Origin of the sequence: Streptomyces sp. NPDC056987 (assembly GCF_042673865.1) — a bacterium.
GTDB lineage: Bacteria > Actinomycetota > Actinomycetes > Streptomycetales > Streptomycetaceae > Streptomyces.
In genome coordinates this window covers 162,749-183,632 of sequence record NZ_JBHURV010000004.1, presented here as the reverse complement: position 1 = coordinate 183,632, position 20,884 = coordinate 162,749, and the positions used below count along the sequence as shown (strand labels likewise).

The following is a 20,884-nucleotide window of genomic DNA, read 5'->3' as shown; positions in this document are numbered from 1 at the left end:
CGCACGATGGTCGGACAACCTATCCTCAACTCATCACCACCAAAGGAGCACGCGATCCGCACAGTTGTGCGCGGCGCGCCCAGTTGTTCCAGCGGTGGGGATGCGGCGGGGCGGGGGCCCGTACGGACGCGGCTTGTGCGGTGCCGTCGGCGACATCGCGCAACCGGACCGGCCACTCCTCCTGTCCTAGGGAGACAGCGGCCGCACTTCACGCGCCCGGGGTGACGGACGAGGGGCGCCACTCCGGACGCGAACATCCGGGCAGAACACTCGATCAATCACGCAGTACGTGTGCGTGCGGGGGGATGACTCATGACGTCGACGCCAGACGGACCGGCCGGACAGGCCGGACCGGCCGGGGACCGGCGGGAGCCCGACGCGTCCCGGACCACCCAACTCCGCATACCCGCGCACCTGAGAAGGGCCGGACAGCGGCGGCAGGCCAGGGCCGCCGCCCTCCCCAAGTACGACTACGAGCACTACAGCCGGCTCGCCGGGCCGTTGACCAGGCCCGACGCGGACAAGCCGTACAAGGTGCAGTACCGCTCGCTCCTCTCCCAGGAGACGCACCGCATCCGGGCCGCCCTGCTGCTCGGCGCGGCGCCGCTCCTCTCCATCGGGCTCTTCGTCTGGCTGATGCAGCCGCAGCACTGGACCGAGCGCGACCCCAACCTCAAGAACGACACCCTCCTCGTCCTCGACATCGTGATGCTCGTCTCCATCGGACTGATCGAGCTGTTCCGCACGATGAACGTGATCTCCAACGCGCACGCGACGCTGGTCGCGCGCGACCCGGTCCCCGTCATACCCGAGAGCGGTACGCGTGTGGCCTTCCTCACCTCCTTCGTGCCGGGCAAGGAGCCCCTGGAGATGGTGACGAAGACGCTGGAGGCGGCGGTCCGGATCCGGCACCGCGGCGTCATGCACGTCTGGCTGCTGGACGAGGGCGACGACGCGGCGGTCAAGGAGGTCTGCGCCCGGCTCGGCGTGCACCACTTCTCCCGCAAGGGCATCGCGAAGTGGAACCAGCCGAAGGGCGCGCACCGCGCCAAGACGAAGCACGGCAACTACAACGCCTGGCTGGACGCGCACGGCGACGACTACGACTACTTCGCCTCCGTCGACACCGACCACGTACCGATGCCCAACTACCTGGAGCGGATGCTCGGTTACTTCCGCGACCCGGACGTCGGCTTCGTCATCGGCCCGCAGGTGTACGGGAACTACGACTCGTTCGTGACGAAGGCCGCCGAGTCGCAGCAGTTCCTCTTCCACGCGCTGATCCAGCGCGCGGGCAACCGGTACGGCGCCCCCATGTTCGTCGGGACGAGCAACGCGGTCCGGATCAGGGCGCTCAAGCAGATCGGCGGTCTCTACGACTCCATCACGGAGGACATGGCGACCGGCTTCGAGATGCACCGCCACCGCAACCCCGTGTCCGGCAACAAGTGGCGCTCGGTCTACACCCCCGACGTGCTCGCCGTGGGCGAGGGCCCGTCCGCCTGGACGGACTTCTTCACCCAGCAGCTGCGCTGGTCGCGCGGTACGTACGAGACGATCCTCAAGCAGTACTGGAAGGGCTTCTCCTCGCTGCCCCCGGGCAAGCTCTTCAACTACACGATGATGATCATCTTCTACCCGATGTCGGCGCTCAACTGGATCCTGGCGGCGCTGAGCTGCGCGCTCTTCCTGGGCATGGGCGCCTCCGGGGTGCAGATCGACCCGACGATCTGGATGATGCTGTACGGGAACGCCTCGGCCCTCCAGATCGGCCTCTACATCTGGAACCGCCGCCACAACGTCTCCCCGCACGAGCCGGAGGGCTCCGGCGGGCTCGCCGGGATGGCGATGTCGGCGATGTCGGCGCCGCTGTACGCCCGTTCGCTGATGGACGCCGTACTGCGCCGCAAGAGCAGCTTCGTGGTGACGCCGAAGGGCGACTCGTCCAGCCCGGACACCCTCTTCGGCACGTTCCGGGTGCACTTCTTCTTCATCCTGGTCTTCGGCGGTTCGATGGTCGCGTCGCTGATCCTCGGGCACGACCACCCGGCGATGCTGACGTGGGCGACGCTGGCGATGCTGATCACGGCGGCCCCGATCTTCATCTGGCGGTGGTCCATGCGCCAGGAGCGGCGTACGAAGCGCCGGCGCGGGGCGCACCGTGGCGGCGGCACGGAGGGCGCGAACACGGCAGGTAGCGCAGGCGCGGCGGAACAGGCCGTACCACCGCTGGACCGTACGGCGCCACTGCCGCAGATCCCGCAGCAGCAGTACCAGGCAGCACCGACAGCACCGACAGCACGGATTCCTCTTGGGGGACGTAAGAAATGAGCGCGATTCCCGTCCGGCAGAACCACCGCAAGAACCGGGCCCGGCGCATCGCGATCGGCGCGGCCGTCGTCGTCGCGGTGGCCGGCTTCAACGGACCCGCGCTCTACCGCTTCGGCTCGGAGCAGTACCACGAGTACAAGATCAACCGCCCGGACTACAAGGCGGCGAACGGCTACTGGGAGTTCCTGGACGTCCCGGCCAAGTTCAAGATCAACTCGATCCACGCCTCGCTGCTGCACACCGGCAAGGTGCTGCTGATAGCCGGCTCCGGGAACAACCAGAAGAACTTCGACGCGGGCAAGTTCGAGTCGGTGCTCTGGGACCCGGAGACCAACACGTACAAGATGATCCCCACCCCCAAGGACATGTTCTGCTCCGGGCACACCCAACTGCCCGACGGGAACCTGCTCATAGCCGGCGGCACGAAGCGGTACGAGAAGCTCAAGGGCGACATCACCAAGGCGGGCGGCCTGATGGTCGTCCACAACGAGGACCCGGACAAGCCGATGACGCTCCCCGCGGGCACGGTGTTCACCGGCAAGGAGAACGGCAAGACGTTCGTCTCCAAGGACCCGGTCCTGGTCGAGAAGGCCACCAAGGTCTTCGACAAGCAGACCGGCGCGTTCGTGCGCAACGACCCGGGACTCGGCCGTATCTACGTCGAGGCCCGCGAGTCCGGCGCCCAGTACGAGACCGGCACCGAGGACAACTACCGCGTGCAGGGCATGAAGGGATCCGACGCCCGCAACGTCTACGGCATCGCGCAGAAGCTGGCTCTCGACAAGAAGGACTTCCAGGGGATCAAGGAGGCCTACGAGTTCGACCCGACCGCGGAGAAGTACATCAAGGTCGACCCGATGAACGAGGCCCGCTGGTACCCGACGCTGACCACGCTCCAGGACGGCAAGGTCCTGGCGATGTCGGGGCTCGACGAGATCGGCCAGATCGTCCCCGGCAAGGACGAGATCTACGACCCGGAGACCCGGACGTGGAAGTACACCGGGATCATCCGGAAGTTCCCCACGTACCCCGCGGTCTTCCTCATGGACAACGGGAAGCTCTTCTACAGCGGCTCCAACGCGGGGTACGGACCGGCCGACGTCGGCCGTGACCCGGGGATCTGGGACCTGAAGACCAACAAGTTCGACAAGATCCCCGGGCTGAGCGACCCCGACCTGATGGAGACCTCGGCGACGGTGATGCTGCCGCCCGCCCAGGACCAGAAGTTCATGGTGATCGGCGGCGGCGGGGTCGGCGAGTCGAAGAAGTCCAGCGACAAGTCCCGGCTGGTCGACCTGAAGGAGGACGACCCGCGCTTCAAGGACGGCCCGACCCTGGACCAGGGCACCCGCTACCCGAGCGCCTCCCTGCTCCCCGACGACAGCGTGCTGGTCACCGGCGGCTCGAAGGACTACCGCGGGCGCGGCGGCTCGAACGTGCTCCAGGCGCGGATGTACGACCCTGCGTCGGACTCGTACACCCGCGTGGCCGACCCGGCGGTCGGCCGCAACTACCACTCGGGCTCGGTGCTGCTGCCCGACGGCCGGGTCATGATCTTCGGCTCGGACTCGCTCTACGCGGACCAGGCCAACACCAAGCCGGGCGTCTTCGAGCAGCGCATCGAGATCTACACGCCGCCGTACGGTTTCCGCGACACGCGTCCCGAGGTCACGGACGGGCCGAAGGAGGTCGAGCGCGGCGCGTCGGTGACCTTCAAGGTGAAGGACCCGGGCGCGGTCAAGACGGCGAAGCTGATGCGCCCGAGCGCGGTCACGCATGTCACGGACGTCGAACAGCGCACGGTGGCCCTGGACTTCGAGAAGACGGCGGACGGCATCGAGGTCACGGTGCCGAAGAACAGCGCGCTGGTGCCGTCGGGGTGGTACATGCTCTTCGTGACGGACGGGGAGGGCACACCGTCGAAGGCGGTGTGGGTGGACGTGCAGTAACAGCTTCCGGTCAGTAGGCCGGCAGTCGTACCACGAGGTCGGCGTGGGCGCGGGTGCGCGCGATCAGTGCGGCGTTGTTCTGGTCGGTGCCGTGCGCCCACGCGTGGGCCTCCGCCGGGCTCTTGCCGAACTCCACATGCCGGTCGACGAGTCGGCGCAGCCGCAGCGCCTCGTCCGGCTCGACGTACCAGGACTCGTCCAGCAGCGGCCGTACACCGGCCCAGGGGGCGTCGGGCAGCAGCAGGTAGTTCCCCTCGGTGATGACGAGCCGCGCCTCGGGGCCGATGACGATCTCCCCGGCGATGGACTCCTCGATCTCCCGGTGGAACCGCGGCGCGTAGACGGTCTCCCCGCCGCCCGCGGTCTCCCCGACACCGTTGTCCGGGCCGTTCGGTTCGTCCGGGCCGGCCGCAGCACGCAGGCGGCGCAGGAGCGCGGTGTATCCCCCGGCGTCGAAGGTGTCGGGGGCGCCCTTGCGGTCGCGGCGGCCGAGGGCGAGGAGCACGGAGTTGGCCAGGTGGTAGCCGTCCATCGGCACCAGGCAGGCGGCGGGCCCCAGTTCGCGGGCGAGCAGCCCGGCGAGGGTGCTCTTGCCGGCCGCCGGGGCGCCGGTGATGCCGAGGAGCGCCCGGCCGGGGCGCTCCAGGAGCCCGCGGGCCCGGTCGACGAGGGCGGTGAGGCCGGTCTCGACGGGGAGCCCGGGAGCCGGGCCGGAGGTCGGAAGGGGCACCTGGTTCTCCAGTACGGACGGCCCGGCAGGCGAGCCGACGGGCGGGCGAGCGGGGGCGGCATGGCGGAGGCGCAGACGCAGGCGGGGGCCTGGCCGACGGACGGCGGGTGGCGGCATGGCGAAGGCCCTGGCCGGCACGGGTCAGGGCCTTCGGTACCTGTCTACTTCGTGTTGCGCGCCAGGTCCAGGGCGTACTTCTCGTACCAGTCCCCGGCCTTGGGCCCGCCCTTGCAGTCCCCGTCCGACTCGCCGGGGCGTTTGATCCACAGGTACGCCTTGACCAGCGGGTCACCGGTCTGTGTCGTCGGGTCCTCGCCGAGGGCACGGCCCGGCGGGTTGCACCAGTTCTCGCTCGGATCGCCCTTGGTGTAGGGGCCGTTGCCGTTGCGGCTGGTGTCGATCACGAAGGGCTTGCCGCCGACCTTCGCGGAGAGCCGCTTGCCGTAGTCCTTGCTCGCGTCGGTCGTGTAGAAGTTGGAGACGTTGACCGAGAAGCCGTCGGCGGCGTCGACGCCCGCCCGCCGGAGGGGGTCGAAGAGCGCGTCGGGGGTCTGCCACCCCGGGTTGCCCGCGTCCAGGTAGACGGTCGTGGCGGGCTGCTGCTTGAGCCGCTCGACCGCGCCCTTGAGCAGGGCGTACCGCTCCTCGTGGAACTCCTGCGGGGTGCAGCCGTCCACCAGGTGCAGTACGGCGTCGGGCTCCAGCACCACCGTCGCCCGGCGCTCCCCGATGCCCCGCGCGACCTGGTCGACCCAGGTCCGGTACGTGTCGCCGTCCGCGGCGCCGCCCTTGGAGAACTGGCCGCAGTCGCGGTGCGGGATGTTGTAGAGGACCAGCAGGGCGTCGCGGTCGGCCTTGGCCGCCGCTTCCGTGAACCCCTTGGCCTGCGCCTCCGCGTTGTCGGGGGTGATCCACTCGGCGGCCGGCTGTTCCGCGATCTTCCTGATCAGCGCGGCGTTCCCGGTCTCCCCCTTGCCGGTGTACGCGGCGGCCTGGCGGGCCGCGCCGCCGTCGGGGTTGACCCAGTACGGGTCCTCCGCCTTGGGGCGCTGGCTCACCGGCGCCGCCTTCCGGTCACCGTCGCCGTCGTCACCGTCGCCGCCGGACGTACAGCCCGCCAGCAGCAGCGCCGCCCCCGCGACGGCCGCCCCGGCCTTCCTGACCCTCGGTCCCGTGCGGACGCCCCCACGTCCGCCACCGGAATAGCTGCCGTACATCCACTCCCCTTCGAATGCCGCCCGGAGCCACCAATCCTGGCATACCGGGTCCCGCGCCCGGCCCGTTACGCCGTCGGCCCGTCCCGGCGCGCGATCAGCGCACGCCGGTCAGATAGGCCGACACCACCACGTTCGCCGTATAGGCCCGCTCCGTACGGTCGAAGGTGCCACCGCAGGTGATGAGGCGCAGCTCGGCGCGGGACCTCTCGTGGGCCCCGTAGACCTTCTTCGCGTCGAACCGGTCCCGGTCGACGACCTGTACGTCGTCGATGGTGAACTCGGCGGTCTTCCCGTCGGTCCGGGTGACGCGGATCTTCTCCCCCGTCCTGGCCGAGCTGAGCCCGTAGAAAACGGCCGGTTCCGTCTGCGTGTCGACATGGCCGACGAGGATCGCGGCGCCCTCCGCGCCCGGCCGGACGCCCGCGCCGTACCAGCCGACCGTGTCCGGCGCCGAGTACGGCGGCGGGTCGACCGCCCCGGAGGCGTCGAGCCCGCGCGGCACGACGGGTGCCTCGATGCCGAGGGACGGGATCTCGACCCGCCGCGGGGTCCCCGCCCCGGGCGTGGACTCCAGCGGGGTACGGGACGGCGGCAGTTCGGCGCCCAGCGAGCTGCCGGCGGCGGCGACGTCCCCGGCGGCGGGCCCCGCGACGGCTCCGGGGACCTGGCCGTCCCGCCCCCAGAGCCAGAGGCCGAGCAGGAGTACGGCCCAGGCGACGCCGGTCATCAGCCGCCCCGAGCCGTACGCGTAGCCGCCGCGGTGCCAGCCGGGGCGGCGCCCCCAGGAGCAGTGGTCCACGGAACAGTGCCCGGTCGAACAGAACGCGGAGGAGCAGTGGTCTATGGAACGCCGTCCCGACCAGCCGGGCCCTGGGGGCCGGTGTGCTGAAAACATGTCAGTTCGCGTCCCGCCCGGCCGCCGTACGCTGCCGCCGTACGCTCCTGAAGGCCACGGCGACCGCCGCGATACCGGTGAGGACCAGGCCGATCACGGCGTGCGAGGTGCCGGGTCCCACCGTTCCGGCGGGCTCGCGCTCCTCCGCCCGTCCTGCGGGCCGTGCGTCCGCGGGCCGGGTGTCCGCGGCGGGCTGTGCGTCCGCGGCGAGTTGGGCCGTACCGCCGCCGCCGGCCCGGACCGGGGCCCAGGGCTCCCGGCGGTCGTGGTCACGGCGGTCCTTGTCCCGGCGGTCGTGATCGCCTCGGTCGTGCTCACCGCGCTCGCGGTCCCGGCGGCCGTCGTCACCGCGGTCCTGGCCGGGACGCTGCTGGTCCGCCCGGTCTGGATCGGGCTTGCCTGGATCGGGCTTGCCTGGATCAGGGCGGGCCGGATCGGGCCGGGCCGGATCGGGCCGGTTGCGGGCGACGACGTCGAAGCTGCCCGAGCCGGGGTGGTTGTGGCCGTCGCACCTGATGTCGATCTCCTGCCGTCCCCCGGTCGCGGACGCCTTCACCCGCACGAGACCGGAGAGCGGCACCTTGAAGTCGGGATTCCTGGCCGCCTCTTCCTGGTCACGGATCCAGTCCTCACCGTAGGCGCGGGGGGCCAGGTTCACGTCGTTGGCGAAGACCGGGGACACGCCCACGGCCTCAAGGCCCTTGCATCCCTCGGCGCGGATCTCCACCTGATCGCCTGGGGCGGCGGTGGACGGGATGACGGTGACCCGGACGCCGTCATGGGCCTGGGCGGTGGTGGCGGTGCCGAGGACGGGTGCGGCCACCAGGACGGTGACCACACCTGTGGCACGGAGAGCGAGCAGAGCAGTACGCATCGTGAACCTCCTGATACTGGCAAGGCTCACCCGTGCGCGGGGTTTTCGCATCCTCAACGGCGCGGCGTCACCCCGTAGACCCCTCTGACGTGCTCAGACGCGGTCGACGAGATCGGCGATCGAGTCAACGACCTTCGAGGGGCGGAAGGGGTGCCGGTCGACATCGGCCGGAGTGGTGACGCCCGTCAGGACGAGGAAGGTCTCCATCCCCGCTTCCAGACCGGCCAGTACGTCGGTGTCCATGCGGTCGCCGATCATCGCGCTGGTCTCGGAGTGCGCGCCGATGGCGTTGAGCCCGGTGCGCATCATCAGCGGGTTCGGCTTGCCCGCGAAGTACGGGTCCTTGCCGGTGGCCTTCGTGATCAGCGCGGCGACGGCGCCGGTGGCGGGCAGCGGCCCCTCGGTCGACGGGCCGGTCTCGTCGGGGTTGGTGCAGATGAACCGCGCCCCGCCGTTGATCAGCCGGATCGCCCTGGTCAGGGCCTCGAAGCTGTACGTACGGGTCTCGCCGAGGACGACGTAGTCCGGCTCGTGGTCGGTGAGGATGTACCCGATGTCGTGCAGCGCGGTGGTCAGTCCCGCCTCACCGATGACGTACGCCGTGCCGTTCGGCCGCTGGTCCTCCAGGAACTTGGCGGTGGCGAGCGCCGAGGTCCAGATGTTGGCCACGGGGACGTCGAGCCCCATCCGGGCGAGCCGGGCCTGGAGGTCGCGCGGGGTGTAGATCGAGTTGTTGGTGAGGACGAGGAACGGCTTGCCCGAGTCCCGCAGCCGCTTGATGAACTCGGCGGCGCCGGGGATCGGCACGCCCTCGTGGATGAGGACGCCGTCCATGTCGGTGAGCCAGGACTCGATCGGCTTGCGCTCTGCCACTGGACTGTTCTCCGCTCTGCGGGGCCGAATATCGGTGGCCACATCTATGGGCCGGATGGCCGAATACATGCCATCGACGGCTCCCAGCCTAACCAGGCCGCGCGAGGGACGGTACGGGGCTCGGCTTCCGCAGGTCAGGCCCGCCGGTCGCGCCCGACGCGGCGGATCCCGAGGGCGAGTACGGCACCGGCGGTGCCCAGCGCCAGGGCGGCGACGACCCGGCCGGCGAGGTCGGCACGGGTTCCGGTGGCGGCGAGTCCCGGGAAGCCGAGGAGACCGGGCGCGGCGGGGGCGGCCTCACGGCGCGGCACCGGCGCGGCACCGGTCCAGGGGCCGCCGGGCGCACGGAAGTCGGCCGGGCGGTGCGCGGCGGGAGCGGAGGCGGAGACCGGGGCGGAAGCCGGAGCCGGGGCCTGAGCCGGAGCCGGGGCCTGGGCCTGGGCCTGAGCCGAGGCCGGGGCCGGGGCCTGGGCCTGGGCGGAGACCGGAGCTGAAGCCGGGGCGGCGTCCTGGGCGGCGGCCGAGGTGGAGGCCGAGGTGGAGGCGGCGGGGGCTCCGGCCGGAGCGGCGACGGCGAAGCGGTAGGTGTCGGACGCGCCGACCCAGTCGCTGTCGTTCCCCCGGCGCTGCACCGTCGCGGCGGTGGCCGAGATCCGGTTCGGGCGCGCGCTCGCGGTGAAGGCCAGCCGCGCCCGGACGGTGACGGTCCGGTGCGCCGCGACGGTGAACCCGGACGACCCGTCGTCCCGTACGGCGACGATCTCGTCCTGGTCGGTCCGCTCCAGCGGCAGTGCGCGCATACGCCCCCGGTCGTCGGCCATCTCCAGCTTCACCTGGGAGGCGTCGAGCACCCGGTCGCGGTCGTAGAGGACCACGACGGGGTGGATGTTGCGGCACTCCGCGCCGGTGGTGTTGGTCAGGTCGAGCGACCACTCCCCGGCCGCGCCGCCGGCCCGGTACGCGCCCGGGCCGCCGCGCAGCTCGGCCCTGATCGGAAAGTCGGGGTCGGCCACCCTGCCGCAGGTCCGGCCCGGGTCGCTGCCGACCGGGCCGGCCGGCGCGGCCGGGGTGACCGGCGCGTCCGTGGTGGCCACGGCGAGCGCGGCGAAGGTGGCGAACACGGCGAACACGACGAACGCGGCGACGGCGGCGAGGAGGTGAAGCGGTCGCACGGAACGCATGACGGAACGGCCTTCGCTGGTCGCTGGGCGGTCGGGGCGCCCCGACCGTGCCACGGGCCCGGGCTCCGACCGGCCACGCCACCCCACATACCAGTCAGAAAGTCATACGAATACACCTCATTGGGCCAGTGCGGCTCGCCGTCGGCCGAACACCGGCGCGAGCACCAGCTGCGCCGCGCCCTCCGCGACCGCGTGCGCGCCTCCCCCGGCGAGCTCCACCGGGATGCCCGCGCCCCCGGCGCGTTCGGCGATCACGGCGCGTACGCCCCGTACGAAACGCTCCTCGTGCGCGGCGATCGTCCGGCCGCCGAGCAGAACGCGCTCGATGTCGAGCAGGGCGACGAGGTTCGCGGCGCCCGCGCCGAGGACCCGCGCCGCCTCCGCCAGGTCGCCGCGCGCGACGGCGGCCAGGCAGAGCACCTCGACGCAGCCCCGGTTGCCGCAGTCGCAGAGCGGCCCGTCGAGCTGGATGACCTGGTGCCCGAACTCCCCCGCACCGGTGTGCGCGCCCCGGTGCAGCGCGCCGCCGAGTACGAGCCCGGCGCCCAGCCCCGTACCGAGATGGAGGTACGCGAACGAGTCCCCGGCCCCCGGGGCATCCCCGGCAACCTCCGGACCCCCGGTTCCGGCGTGCCCGCGCAGGGCGAGTCCGAGCGCGGCGGCGTTGGTGTCCTTGTCGAGGACGACGGGCAGCCGGAGCCGGGCGGCCAGGGCGTCCCGCAGCGGAAAGCCCTCCCACTGCGGGAAGCCGGTGACCCGGCGGGGCACACCGGTCGTGTGGTCGAGCGGCCCCGGCATCGCGACCCCGACCCCCAGCGGCCCGACCCCCAGCGGCCCGGCGCCCCCATCGCACCCGCCCGGCCCGCCCCGTACGGCCTCGACCTGTGCCGCCGCCGTCTCGACGACCTTCTCCGCGCCCGCGCCCAGGTCGAACGGGACCTGGCGGACGGCGACCGGCGCGCCGGCCAGATCCACCAGCACCGCCGTCAGCTCGTCCCGGTCGAGGTGCAGCCCGACGGCGTACGCGGCCGAGGGCACCAGCCTCAGCACGGTCCTGGGCTTGCCGCCCGTGGAGGCGCGGCGTCCGGCCTCGGCCGCGAGGCCCTCCGCCCGCAGCCGCGCCGTGATCTTGCTGACGGCCTGCGGGGTGAGCCCGGTGCGCTCGGCGAGTTCAAGCCGGCTGATGCCGCCCTCGCCCGCCGCGCGGAGCAGGTCGAGCACGAGCGCGGAGTTGTACCCGCGCAGCACCGGCAGATTGGCCCCGGAGCCACCCGTACCGCCCGTACCGCGCACACCACCCGTACCACTCGTACCACCCGCATCACGCATGCCCTCGCCCACACCCACACCCACACTCATACGCACCCCATGTCCCCGCCCATACCCGCACCGGCCCCCGTTCTTCTGCTCACATCCGCCATTGTCCACCGCTCTTGCACTTTGGAAACGCCGTTGCTTAAGTGGTTGCATGACTGGTACCGGCACCCCTCCGCGCGTCGGACTCGTGGGCTACGGCCTCGCGGGTTCCGTCTTCCACGCTCCGCTGATCGCCGCCACCGAAGGACTCGTCCTCGACACGGTCGTGACCGCCGCCCAGGAACGCCGGGCGCAGGCGCGGGCCGAGTTCCCGGACGTACGGTTCGCGGCGACGCCGGAGGAGCTGTGGCAGCGGGCGGACGAGCTGGACCTGATCGTCATCGCCTCCCCCAACAGGACGCATGTCCCGATCGCGACGGCCGCGCTCAAGGCCGGACTGCCGGTCGTCGTGGACAAGCCCCTCGCGGGCACCGCCGCCGAGGCGCGCGGGCTCGCGGCGCTGGCCGAGGAACGCGGGCTGCTGCTCTCCGTCTTCCAGAACCGCCGCTGGGACAACGACTTCCTCACCCTCACCCGCCTTCTCGGCACGGGCCGGCTCGGCGACGTACAGCGCTTCGAGTCCCGCTTCGAGCGCTGGCGCCCGCAGCTCAAGGGCGGCTGGCGCGAGTCGGGCGCGCCGGAGGAGATCGGCGGGCTGCTGTACGACCTGGGCAGCCATGTGGTCGACCAGGCGCTGGTGCTCTTCGGTCCGGCGGTACGGGTCTACGCGGAGGCGGACGTACGGCGCCCCGGTGCCCAGACCGACGACGACACCTTCCTCGCGCTCACGCACGCGAACGGTGTCCGCTCACACCTGTACGCCAGCGCCACCACGGCCCAGCTCGGCCCGCGCTTCCGGGTGCTGGGCTCGAAGGCGGGGTTCGTGAAGTACGGCCTCGACCCCCAGGAGGCGGACCTGCGCGACGGCCGGCGCCCCGGCGGCGGCCGGGCGGCGGGCTGGGGCCTGGAGCCGGAGTCGCTGTGGGGCCGGCTCGGCGCGGGCGACTCACCGCTGACCGGCGGGGGCCACCCGGTGGAGACCGAGCCGGGCGACTATCCGGCGTACTACGCGGCGATCGCGGCTGCGCTGCGCGACGGCACGCCGCCGCCGGTGACCGCGTACGAGGCGGCGGCGACGCTCGATGTCCTGGAGGCGGCGGTGCGTTCGGCACAGGAGGGCGTCACCGTCACCCTGGAACACCCCGTGAACACCACTACGGAGACCGCCCCGGAGCACACCACTCCGCAGACCGCCGAGGCCCAGGAGGCCCCCCACTCATGAACGCCACGCCCACGGCCCCCACTTCCGTCACGGCCCCTACGGTCGCCGCACTGGAGAGCCAGGAAGCCCGCCTGACGTTCCGCCACTTCACCCACGAGACCGCCTGGGAGCTGGGCACCCTGCTGGTCGAGCTGGCGCGCGCCCGGAACGCGCCGGTGGCGATCGACATCCGCCGGGGCACGCAGCAGCTCTTCCACTGCGCGCTGCCCGGCTCGACGGCGGACAACGACGCGTGGATCGACCGGAAGCGCCGGGTCGTGGAGCGGTACGGAGCAGCCTCGCTCCTGGTCGGCGCCCGCTGCCGCGCCAGGGGCACCACGTTCGAGGAGTCCTCCCGCCTGGACCCGGACCGGTACGCGGCGCACGGCGGCTCGTTCCCGATCACCGTGGAGGGCGCGGGCGTCATCGGCTCGGTGACGGTCTCGGGCCTGCCGCAGGTCGAGGACCACGCGCTGGTGGTGGAGGCGCTGGAGAAGCTGCGCCGCGACTGAGGCACCGCACGGCGGCGCGGGTACGGGGGTACGGCAAGCTGTTGCCGTACCCCCGTACCCCCGTACCCCCTTGCCCCGCGTCCGCACGGCGGCGGATCGGCGGGCAGGCGGGTCAGGCGTCCTTGAACTCCTGCCGCTGCCGCCCCAGCCCGTCGATCTCCAGCTCCACCACGTCGCCCGCCCGCAGATACGGCTTCGGCTCCGGCCGGCCCATCGCCACGCCCGCCGGGGTCCCGGTGTTGATCACGTCGCCGGGATACAGGGTCATGAACTGGCTGACGTACCGTACGACCTCCCCGACGGCGAAGATCTGCTCGGCGGTCGTCCCGTCCTGCTTCAGCTCCCCGTTGACCCAGAGCCTGAGCCCCAGCGCCTGCGGGTCGCCGACCTCGTCGGCGGTCACCAGCCAGGGCCCCAGCGGGTTGAACGTCTCGCAGTTCTTGCCCTTGTCCCACGTGCCGCCGCGCTCGATCTGGAACGCGCGCTCGGACACGTCGTGCGCGACGGCGTAGCCGCCGACGTGCGCGAGGCCGTCCTCCGCCGAGTCGAGGTAGCGCGCGGTGCGCCCGATGACGACGGCGAGCTCGACCTCCCAGTCGGTCTTCACGCTGTTCCGGGGGACGAGAACGGTGTCATCAGGTCCGATCACTGTGTCCGGCGCCTTGAAGAAGATGATCGGCTCGGCCGGGATCTCGGCGCCGGTCTCGGCGGCGTGGTCGTGGTAGTTCAGCCCGATGCACACGATCTTGCCGATTCGGCCGAGCGGCGGCCCGACGCGCGTTCCCGCGCCGTCGATCACCGGCAGCTCGCCACCGGCGGCGGCCTGCCGTATCCGGTCCAGCGCGGCGTCGTCGGCGAGCAGCGCCCCGTCGATGTCGCCGACGAGCCCGGACAGGTCCCGGAGCGTCGTCCCGTCCTGGTCGAGCAGCGCCGGGCGCTCGGCCCCCGGCGTACCGACACGCAGCAGCTTCATGGTCCCTGGTCTCCTTCTCCTCGGCCGGATCTGCGATACATCCGATCATTACGCGGGATCGAGGGCAACCCCCCGACCACCCCGTGGACGCCCGGCCCGCCCCCTCACATCGCGGTGCCGGGGGCGAGGGCGCCCGCGACGGGCATGTCCCGGTAGAGGAAGTACCGCTCGGCGGCCGTCCAGGTCGTACTGGTCACCACGTACAGCGCGGCGGCGAGCGGCACGACGGCGACGGTGAAGAGCGTCGCGAAGGACATCAGCGGCATCATCTTGGTCATCGCGCCGAGGCCGGGCACCTGCTGCCCGTCGGGGCCGGCCGGCATCGCGGGCGCGTTCGCCATCTGCGCCTTCGTACGCCGGTAGTTGAAGGTGGCGACACCGGCGACGATGGCGAAGAGCGCCAGGTAGACCAGCCCGGCGCCGCCGAGGACGCCGCCGTCGGCGAGCGCGTGCGTCCAGCGGCCGCCGAGGGGCGCGGCGAAGAGGGAGTGGCCGAGGAGTTCGTTGGCCTCGCCGCCGATCTCGCGGCTGGAGAAGAGGTGGTACATCAGGAAGAACGCGGGCATCTGCGCCAGGCTCGGCAGGCAGCCGGAGAGTGGCGAGACCTTCTCCTTGGTGTGCAGTTCCATGAGCGCCTTCTGCATGCGCTCGGGGTTCTTGCCGTGCTTCTTGCGCAGTTCGGCGATCTGCGGCGCCAGCTTCGTGCGCGCCTTCTGCCCGCGGGCGGCGGCCCGCGACAGGGGGTGGATCGCGAGCCGTACGCACGCGGTGAACAGGACGATCGCCGCGGCGGCGGCGCCCGCGTGGAACAGCGGCTGGAGCAGCTCGGCTAGCTGGCCGACCAGGTGGGCGAATACGGACATGAACGCGGACAAGAGGGAGCCCTCCGGGGGTCTCGTCGTGCCGGACGAAGGACGCTGCGGCATGGCGGCGGCAGCGAGGCATGACGACCCGCGTGGGGAGACCCGGGCGTGAACCGCCCGGGGCCGGGGTGCGAGGGATCCCTACGCGAAGGCCGCCGGCACCGTACGCCCGGGGGCTCGGGGCCGGGTGCGGCCGGAGGCGTCGGGATCGCGCTGGGGCAGGAAGGCCGTACGTTGCTCGCGGTCGCGGATGGCCGTCCGTACCCGGTGCCGGGGCTGGGCGGGCACGGAGCGCGCGCTGATCACGGCGCAGACGACGAGCGCGGAGCCCGCGGTGGCGGTGGCGGTCGCGGCGAGCGCGACGGCGGCGGAGAGGCTGCCCGCGTCGAGGAGCAGGAACTCGGCGAGGAGGAAGATCAGGAGCACGGCGGGGCGCAGCAGGCGCAGCGCACTGCGGACCATATGCCTGCCTCCTCCGCTTTCCGCTCCGTCCACCACGTCCTCTTCGTTATACACGATGACCTGTCGGCACCGAGTCGTACAGAAGAAGGAGAATGCCCCGCCCCCCGACCCCCGGCAGCGCCCGGTAACGGCCCCCGGAGGAGCGGCGGAAGCCCGGCGAACCCGCTCCACGGCCCCGCCGGTCCGACCCGTCCCCCGCGCCCGGTCCCCTTGCCCTCCACCCGTGCCCGGTACGGCAGTACGGTGTGGACCATGCGCCCCGACATGCTGCCTGCCGACCACACCGCGGAAGCCGAGCGCCTGCTCCGCACCGCCGAGCGGTACCCCGAGGACCACGAGCCCCTGCTCCTCCGGGCGGCGGCCCACCTGGAACTCGCCGGCGACCGCGAACGCGCCACCGGCCTCTACGACACCCTCCTCGCGGCGTCCCCGGAACACCCGCACCTCGTGAAGGCGCTCCAGGCCGCCAACCTGTGGGAGTACGGCCACGAGGCGGAGGCCCGCGCGATCATCGAAGGACTGCGCACCGCGGCCCCGCTGGACCCGGCGCCCTGGGAGATCGTCGCGGAGACCCTGGAGTCCCACGACGAGCTGGAGGCGGCCCACGACTCGTTCACCAGCGCCCTGAACCTCCTCCTCGCCCCGGGCGAGGAAGTCCCGTACCCCACCCACTCCCTCCTGATCGGCCGCCACCGCGTACGCCGCCTGCTGGGCCTGGACCACGACACCTGGGACGCCCTGGCCGACCGCGTCAACCCGGCGGCGGTCCCCCTGGACGAGCTTCACGACCCGAAGCGCCTCTGGTCCCTGGGCTCCGACAACCCCGCCGAGCTCCAGGCCGAGATCACCCGCCTCCGCGCCGAACTGGGCTCCTACCGCACCGCCCTGTCCCGCCCCTTCCCGGTGGCGCTCCTGCACTGGCCGGCTGGGGAACTGGCCGAACTCCTGGCCGCGTACCCCACCCTCACCGCCGAGTACCCCTCGCACGAGGCCCACCTGACCCAACTCGAAGCCGCCCTCCGCGACCTCGCCGCCACGGGCACCCCGAACCTGGGCATCGTCACGGCGACGGTCCCCTCGTACGAAGCCTTCGCAGCCTCCGAACAGTCCTCCCCCACCCAGCCCACCCTGCTCCCCCTCTACGCCACCACCCTGGCCGCCCGAGGCCGAGCCACCCCATGGCCACCGTCCCGCAACGCGGCCTGCTGGTGCGGCTCGACCAAGGCTTACCGGGACTGCCACGGGGTAAGTTGACGCCGCGCCCCTCAAAGGCGGTTTCCGGCCTGCTTCCGAAGCCAGTCCCTGACCTCACGTCGAAGTGAGGGCCGGACGGCTGAGTTGAAAGGCAGGGGCCGCAACCGCGTGCCCGCGACGCTAACCGAAGCTACCAGCCAGAGGCCCGCCAGCTGCCACTAAAGAGCAGGGGCTAAATCCTTCCTCTTGGAGGATCGGGTCTGCCAAACTAGCCAGTCGCGAGGTTCAGATGTACGTGGATGAGATCTGTAGAGGCTAGGAGCAACGTGGCTAATCACAACGAGCCCGACTGGGACGACGCAGACGGAGAAGAAGACGACGCAGCTGCGGCGGTGACCTCAGAGGAAGTTACACGAGCCGTGGTCACAGACACGGACTGGACAGCCGAAACCATTTTGAGCCAGTTGCGTCGAGGCAACATTCAGCTTAACCCACGATTCCAACGACGGGACGCATGGAATAAACCGAGAAAGAGTCGATTCATTGAATCCCTAATTCTCGGGCTGCCGATCCCACAGATCGTCCTTGCCGAAGACAAGAATCGACGCGGAAAATTCATCGTACTAGACGGGAAGCAGCGCCTCTTGGCTCTCCGACAGTTCGCGGCAGGGTCATCCTTCGCGGCCTCTGAAGAGGAAGAGGGCTTCAGGGGGTTTTCCCTAACGGGTCTTGAAGTGCGCGAAGATCTACGACTCGCCACCCTCAAGAAGATGGAGAGCGATGACTCCTATGTAGACGACCTAAATTCGTTCCTTAACGAGACAATTCGAACAGTTGTTGTGCGGCGATGGCCTAATGAAGATTTCCTCAATCTGGTCTTTCTCCGACTAAACACAGGTAGCGTCAAGCTGTCCCCCCAGGAACTCCGACAAGCACTACATCCAGGCCCATTCACGGATTATCTGGATGATTTTGCGTCTGACAGCGAATGGCTACGGGCGGCACTGCGCATAGACAAGCCAGATTTCCGAATGCGAGATGTTGAGGTACTCCTAAGATATTTTGGATTTCAGTTCACACTGGACGAGTACACAGGAAATCTGAAAAAGTTCCTCGATGACACCGTAAACCTCCTGAATGCCCAGTGGTCAAAAGAAGAGTCCCACATCAAGCAAGTCGGACAGAACTGCGATAGAACCATTGAGGCCACGTTCAAGATATTCGGCGATAATTCATTCTACCGTTGGGCCAACGGCAAATACGAAGGACGGTTCAACAGGGCCGTTTTCGACGTCATGACTTACTATTTCTCCGACCAGGCAGTGCGCTCTAAGGCTGTATCTTGCGCGGCCCAGGTCGAAGCAGCCTTCCGGGATTTGTGCGACAACAATCAGCGTTTTGTCGAGTCGATCCAGACAACCACCAAGACACCCATCGCCACTCATCGACGACTGTCCCTTTGGGGCGAATCCCTAAGCGATGCAATTGAAACGCGAGTGCGCATCCCCGAGCTCCGCGACAATCGGCTCGTCCCATAGGAGCAGAGATGGCATCTTCACGTTTCGAGGAGCTAGAAAAAAGAATAAAAGAGCTACGCCATCATTTCCTACCAGTAGAATTCGACCCGACGGGCCTTTACGATGAAAACGTCTACGAACTTACGCGAGCCTTCAGGGTTCTCACCCATGCGGAATTTGAGTCATTCATCGAAGATCGTGTCATCGAGGTTGTCGATGATGCCGTTTCCGGCTGGAAATCTAGTGGAGTGATCTCCACAAGTCTCTTGGCGATAATGGCACACAGAGAATCGACCTCACCGATCCCAGGGTCTCTGACCGAGGTGGTCTCCAAGAGAGGCAAATATTCTTCACTATTAGAAGCACGCATACAAACCGCACGAAGCGATCTTCACCGCTACGCACGCAATCAAAATCATGGAATAAAGGAGAAAAATCTCCTCCGCATGCTCCTGCCAATTGGCTTCCAGGAAACAGAAATAGATTCTGGATGGCTAAGCGCCACAGAGACCTGGGCCACAGCACGAGGGGACACCGCCCACAAAACGTCAAAACTGCAAGTGCAACCAAATCCACAAAATGAACTTAAGACGGTAACCGTGGTACTGGAGGGGTTTCGCGAAATCGATGCACAGATGGAATTCAAATAAAGAGGAACTCGATTCACTTATGCCGTTTTCAGCAAACCGACAAGCAGTTGACTACCGACAATGCAAACTCATCCAGTCATCCCCCACCCTTCAGCGAGAGGCGACCCTCTCCAACCTCCGCCATCTCGCCAGATTGAAGCAATTCCCCTTTTCTCCAAATAGCCCGAGTAAACACCAACCCCCTCAGTGAATAGGCCTACGAGATAGGGCTCACTCTTCCTTCGCTCGCGATAAAGAAAGTGACTATATTCGTAAAGCTGCCCAACAACCTGCCGGACAGCCTCCGTGGGATTGCCGCCACGAATAACCTTCGCCTCCACCAACCACTCATCACCGGTAATTGAATCCTGACCCTGGCGATGCAACACAAGATCTTTAGGGTGCATCAATTTCGTTGTCGGCCTGAACCCACATGACGTTACATGAATCCCGAACGACTCGATAAGAGCCTCATGGTGACGCTTTTTCACCTGCTGCCGCTCCTTGATATTCGCGATGTAGTCTGAACTGTCCTTGGGTTTAAAACCCGCGAGCGGATCATCTTCACTCACAACATGGCCGTCAGGCGCATAGTTCACATCGAACAGACTTGACTTATCCTCAAACCACCACAAGCGATCTGCCACATAAGTCCGCTTGAGTAGCTCTGCCGCATGTACGAGGTCCTCCCGCAGAACTTCCTCACCAGGAAGAGCTGTTGTCTCGTAGCGGCGAGCGATCACACTCGCCGCTTCGTAGGCTTTCGGCCGATCGGCATGATGCCGCAACTCAGGCTCGTCAACCCATCCAATCCTTCGCTGCGCGGCCACCGCTCTACGAAGTCGGGCTGCTTGACGCCGAAGATGTGCCTGACGTGCTTGCCCTCTACCTAGCCGGTCCTCCAGATGTGTGATGCCCTGCTGGAGGGTCAGCGTCACTGTCTGAAGATCAGCGCTAAAAATGTAGGCCAGATACAGCCCTTTTCCCGGTTCCTTGTTAACGTCAGGGTCAAACACTCCAATCCACGGTGTCGCAGCGGGAGTTGTCTGCCCCCCGTACCCCTTCGCGAAGAGCCCTGGCGGGAGCAACAAGTCTGACCTCTGCGCAACCCCCCTCAGCACCCGCTGCCCCACAACGTCCCTCTTCGCCCCTGCGTTCGCGTCGTACGTGTCAGCAACTTCGCGCAGCAGCCCGTGTATGCCCATGGTGCAAACCTAGAACAAGGCAGCACGTTTTTCGATCAGATTGACCGGCGTCGCTTGACACGCACAACCCGGCGGTCGAACGCTGCTGGTAGGCGCTCCAACGAGTCCGTCCGTAGGGTTCTTTCAACCCTGCTGGTCAGCTGCAACGCCTCAACTGGCTTCGTCCAACTCCGCCTCGTAGTGGGTCTGAGCACGGTCGAGGGCTTCGTCCGGGTCGCAGCCGTGGGCCCGTAGCCAGTGGAGGAGGTCGGCGATCATGTCGATCGCCACCTCTTCCGCCACCGCTACCGAGAGCGGGCTGTTCGTCTCGGCGCCCAGGGGGCGTCTTGCCGCGTAGGAGGTGAGGAGCGCTTCACTTCGGGTCACCCGGGGGCCACCCGTGTGGCCCGAGGGCGAGGTCAAGGTAGTGGCGAGTTCGCACCACACGACCTTCGCGTCTGGGCGGAGTGTGATTCCCCATCGATCCGCGAGTTCGTCCACCAGCAACATTCCGCGTCCCGACTCCGCGTCCTCGGAAGGAGCGAGCAGAGTAGGGAGCGCGCGGGGAGCCGGGTCGCGGAGTTCGAGGCGCACGTGGGTGCCTTGTATCGAGACCGCGAGGGTTGCCGGAGTCCCGTCACCAACATGTCTGATGACGTTGGTGACCATCTCGCTGACACAGACCTGAGCAGCTGCGATGACTTCAGGCAAGCCCCAGAAATTCATGTGCATCTGGAGCACTCGCCGCAGGCCGGCAACCTCTCTCGGTTCCGCCAGGAACGGAACCTCCCAAGGTTTTCTCTGCATGCAGCCGTGATGGTCAGGGGACATGAGCCTCACCTTCCGCCGTTCCGCGTACGGACAGTTACGTGTTGTGTGAGGA

General features: G+C 68.9%; 19 protein-coding genes and 1 pseudogene. 7 read left to right on the top strand and 13 right to left on the bottom strand.

Annotation, left to right across the window (positions count from 1 at the left end):
* Positions 1-312: 312 nt before the first annotated feature.
* The gene (locus ACFTZC_RS06880; RefSeq protein WP_382887533.1) at positions 313-2,331 is read left to right on the top strand and encodes a glycosyltransferase family 2 protein; all 2,019 of its coding nucleotides are present in this window, start codon (positions 313-315) and stop codon (positions 2,329-2,331) included.
* Positions 2,328-4,280, top strand: a complete 1,953-nt coding sequence (locus ACFTZC_RS06875; RefSeq protein ID WP_382887531.1) for a galactose oxidase-like domain-containing protein — start codon at positions 2,328-2,330, stop codon at positions 4,278-4,280. The genes ACFTZC_RS06880 and ACFTZC_RS06875 overlap by 4 nt, the downstream gene beginning before the upstream one ends.
* Positions 4,281-4,290: 10 nt before the next feature.
* On the opposite strand, the gene ACFTZC_RS06870 is transcribed toward ACFTZC_RS06875, so the two are convergent.
* The 7 genes from ACFTZC_RS06870 to ACFTZC_RS06840 all read right to left on the bottom strand — a co-directional run bounded on the left by ACFTZC_RS06870 (position 4,291) and on the right by ACFTZC_RS06840 (position 11,409).
* Positions 4,291-5,010, bottom strand: a complete 720-nt coding sequence (locus ACFTZC_RS06870) for a nucleoside/nucleotide kinase family protein (RefSeq protein ID WP_382887529.1) — start codon at positions 5,008-5,010, stop codon at positions 4,291-4,293.
* A 161-nt stretch (positions 5,011-5,171) separates the two neighbouring features.
* Positions 5,172-6,227, bottom strand: a complete 1,056-nt coding sequence (locus tag ACFTZC_RS06865) for a glycoside hydrolase family 6 protein (RefSeq protein WP_382887527.1) — start codon at positions 6,225-6,227, stop codon at positions 5,172-5,174.
* A 94-nt stretch (positions 6,228-6,321) separates the two neighbouring features.
* On the bottom strand, positions 6,322-6,954 hold the full coding sequence (locus tag ACFTZC_RS06860) for a class F sortase (RefSeq protein WP_382887783.1): 633 nt from the start codon (positions 6,952-6,954) through the stop codon (positions 6,322-6,324).
* A gap of 169 nt (positions 6,955-7,123) precedes the next feature.
* On the bottom strand, positions 7,124-7,996 hold the full coding sequence (locus ACFTZC_RS06855) for a hypothetical protein (RefSeq protein ID WP_382887525.1): 873 nt from the start codon (positions 7,994-7,996) through the stop codon (positions 7,124-7,126).
* A gap of 93 nt (positions 7,997-8,089) precedes the next feature.
* Positions 8,090-8,869 (bottom strand): HAD-IIA family hydrolase, encoded by a 780-nt coding sequence (locus ACFTZC_RS06850; RefSeq protein WP_382887523.1) that lies wholly within the window; start codon positions 8,867-8,869, stop codon positions 8,090-8,092.
* 134 nt (positions 8,870-9,003) lie between these two features.
* Positions 9,004-10,041 (bottom strand): hypothetical protein, encoded by a 1,038-nt coding sequence (locus tag ACFTZC_RS06845; protein WP_382887521.1) that lies wholly within the window; start codon positions 10,039-10,041, stop codon positions 9,004-9,006.
* 126 nt (positions 10,042-10,167) lie between these two features.
* Complete coding sequence (locus tag ACFTZC_RS06840; protein ID WP_382887520.1) at positions 10,168-11,409, bottom strand: ROK family protein; 1,242 nt, start codon at positions 11,407-11,409, stop codon at positions 10,168-10,170.
* Positions 11,410-11,518: 109 nt separating this feature from the next.
* Here ACFTZC_RS06840 and ACFTZC_RS06835 point away from each other — a divergent pair, with 109 nt between their 5' ends.
* Both ACFTZC_RS06835 and ACFTZC_RS06830 read left to right on the top strand, forming a co-directional pair.
* Positions 11,519-12,688 carry a Gfo/Idh/MocA family oxidoreductase gene (locus ACFTZC_RS06835; protein WP_382887518.1) on the top strand — a complete coding sequence of 390 codons (1,170 nt, stop codon included), beginning with the start codon at positions 11,519-11,521 and terminating at the stop codon, positions 12,686-12,688.
* Entirely contained in the window at positions 12,685-13,179 is a 495-nt protein-coding gene (locus tag ACFTZC_RS06830; protein ID WP_382887516.1) for a heme-degrading domain-containing protein, read from the top strand. The genes ACFTZC_RS06835 and ACFTZC_RS06830 overlap by 4 nt, the downstream gene beginning before the upstream one ends.
* A gap of 112 nt (positions 13,180-13,291) precedes the next feature.
* On the opposite strand, the gene ACFTZC_RS06825 is transcribed toward ACFTZC_RS06830, so the two are convergent.
* The 3 genes from ACFTZC_RS06825 to ACFTZC_RS06815 form a co-directional block, all read right to left on the bottom strand.
* Positions 13,292-14,152 carry a fumarylacetoacetate hydrolase family protein gene (locus ACFTZC_RS06825; protein ID WP_382887515.1) on the bottom strand — a complete coding sequence of 287 codons (861 nt, stop codon included), beginning with the start codon at positions 14,150-14,152 and terminating at the stop codon, positions 13,292-13,294.
* 104 nt (positions 14,153-14,256) lie between these two features.
* Positions 14,257-15,027 (bottom strand): YidC/Oxa1 family membrane protein insertase, encoded by a 771-nt coding sequence (locus tag ACFTZC_RS06820; RefSeq protein WP_382887513.1) that lies wholly within the window; start codon positions 15,025-15,027, stop codon positions 14,257-14,259.
* A gap of 129 nt (positions 15,028-15,156) precedes the next feature.
* Positions 15,157-15,477 carry a DUF6412 domain-containing protein gene (locus ACFTZC_RS06815; RefSeq protein ID WP_382887511.1) on the bottom strand — a complete coding sequence of 107 codons (321 nt, stop codon included), beginning with the start codon at positions 15,475-15,477 and terminating at the stop codon, positions 15,157-15,159.
* A 252-nt stretch (positions 15,478-15,729) separates the two neighbouring features.
* On the opposite strand from ACFTZC_RS06815, the gene ACFTZC_RS06810 reads away from it, so the two are divergent.
* From ACFTZC_RS06810 to ACFTZC_RS06800, 3 genes are all read left to right on the top strand, one after another.
* Positions 15,730-16,731 carry an SEC-C metal-binding domain-containing protein gene (locus ACFTZC_RS06810; RefSeq protein WP_382887509.1) on the top strand — a complete coding sequence of 334 codons (1,002 nt, stop codon included), beginning with the start codon at positions 15,730-15,732 and terminating at the stop codon, positions 16,729-16,731.
* A 239-nt stretch (positions 16,732-16,970) separates the two neighbouring features.
* Complete coding sequence (locus ACFTZC_RS06805; RefSeq protein WP_382887507.1) at positions 16,971-18,209, top strand: DUF262 domain-containing protein; 1,239 nt, start codon at positions 16,971-16,973, stop codon at positions 18,207-18,209.
* Between the two features lie 8 nt (positions 18,210-18,217).
* A complete protein-coding gene (locus ACFTZC_RS06800; protein ID WP_382887505.1) occupies positions 18,218-18,838 on the top strand; it encodes a HEPN domain-containing protein in 621 nt (206 codons plus the stop codon).
* A 68-nt stretch (positions 18,839-18,906) separates the two neighbouring features.
* Here the strand turns inward: ACFTZC_RS06800 and ACFTZC_RS06795 are convergent, their stop codons facing one another.
* The 3 genes and pseudogenes from ACFTZC_RS06795 to ACFTZC_RS06785 form a co-directional block, all read right to left on the bottom strand.
* The gene (locus ACFTZC_RS06795; protein WP_382887503.1) at positions 18,907-20,022 is read right to left on the bottom strand and encodes an MrcB family domain-containing protein; all 1,116 of its coding nucleotides are present in this window, start codon (positions 20,020-20,022) and stop codon (positions 18,907-18,909) included.
* Between the two features lie 150 nt (positions 20,023-20,172).
* On the bottom strand, positions 20,173-20,388 hold the full coding sequence (locus ACFTZC_RS06790; protein WP_382887800.1) for a hypothetical protein: 216 nt from the start codon (positions 20,386-20,388) through the stop codon (positions 20,173-20,175).
* A 69-nt stretch (positions 20,389-20,457) separates the two neighbouring features.
* Positions 20,458-20,808, bottom strand: a pseudogene (locus ACFTZC_RS06785) (ATP-binding protein); the annotation flags it as partial.
* Between the last annotated feature and the right edge of the window lie 76 nt (positions 20,809-20,884).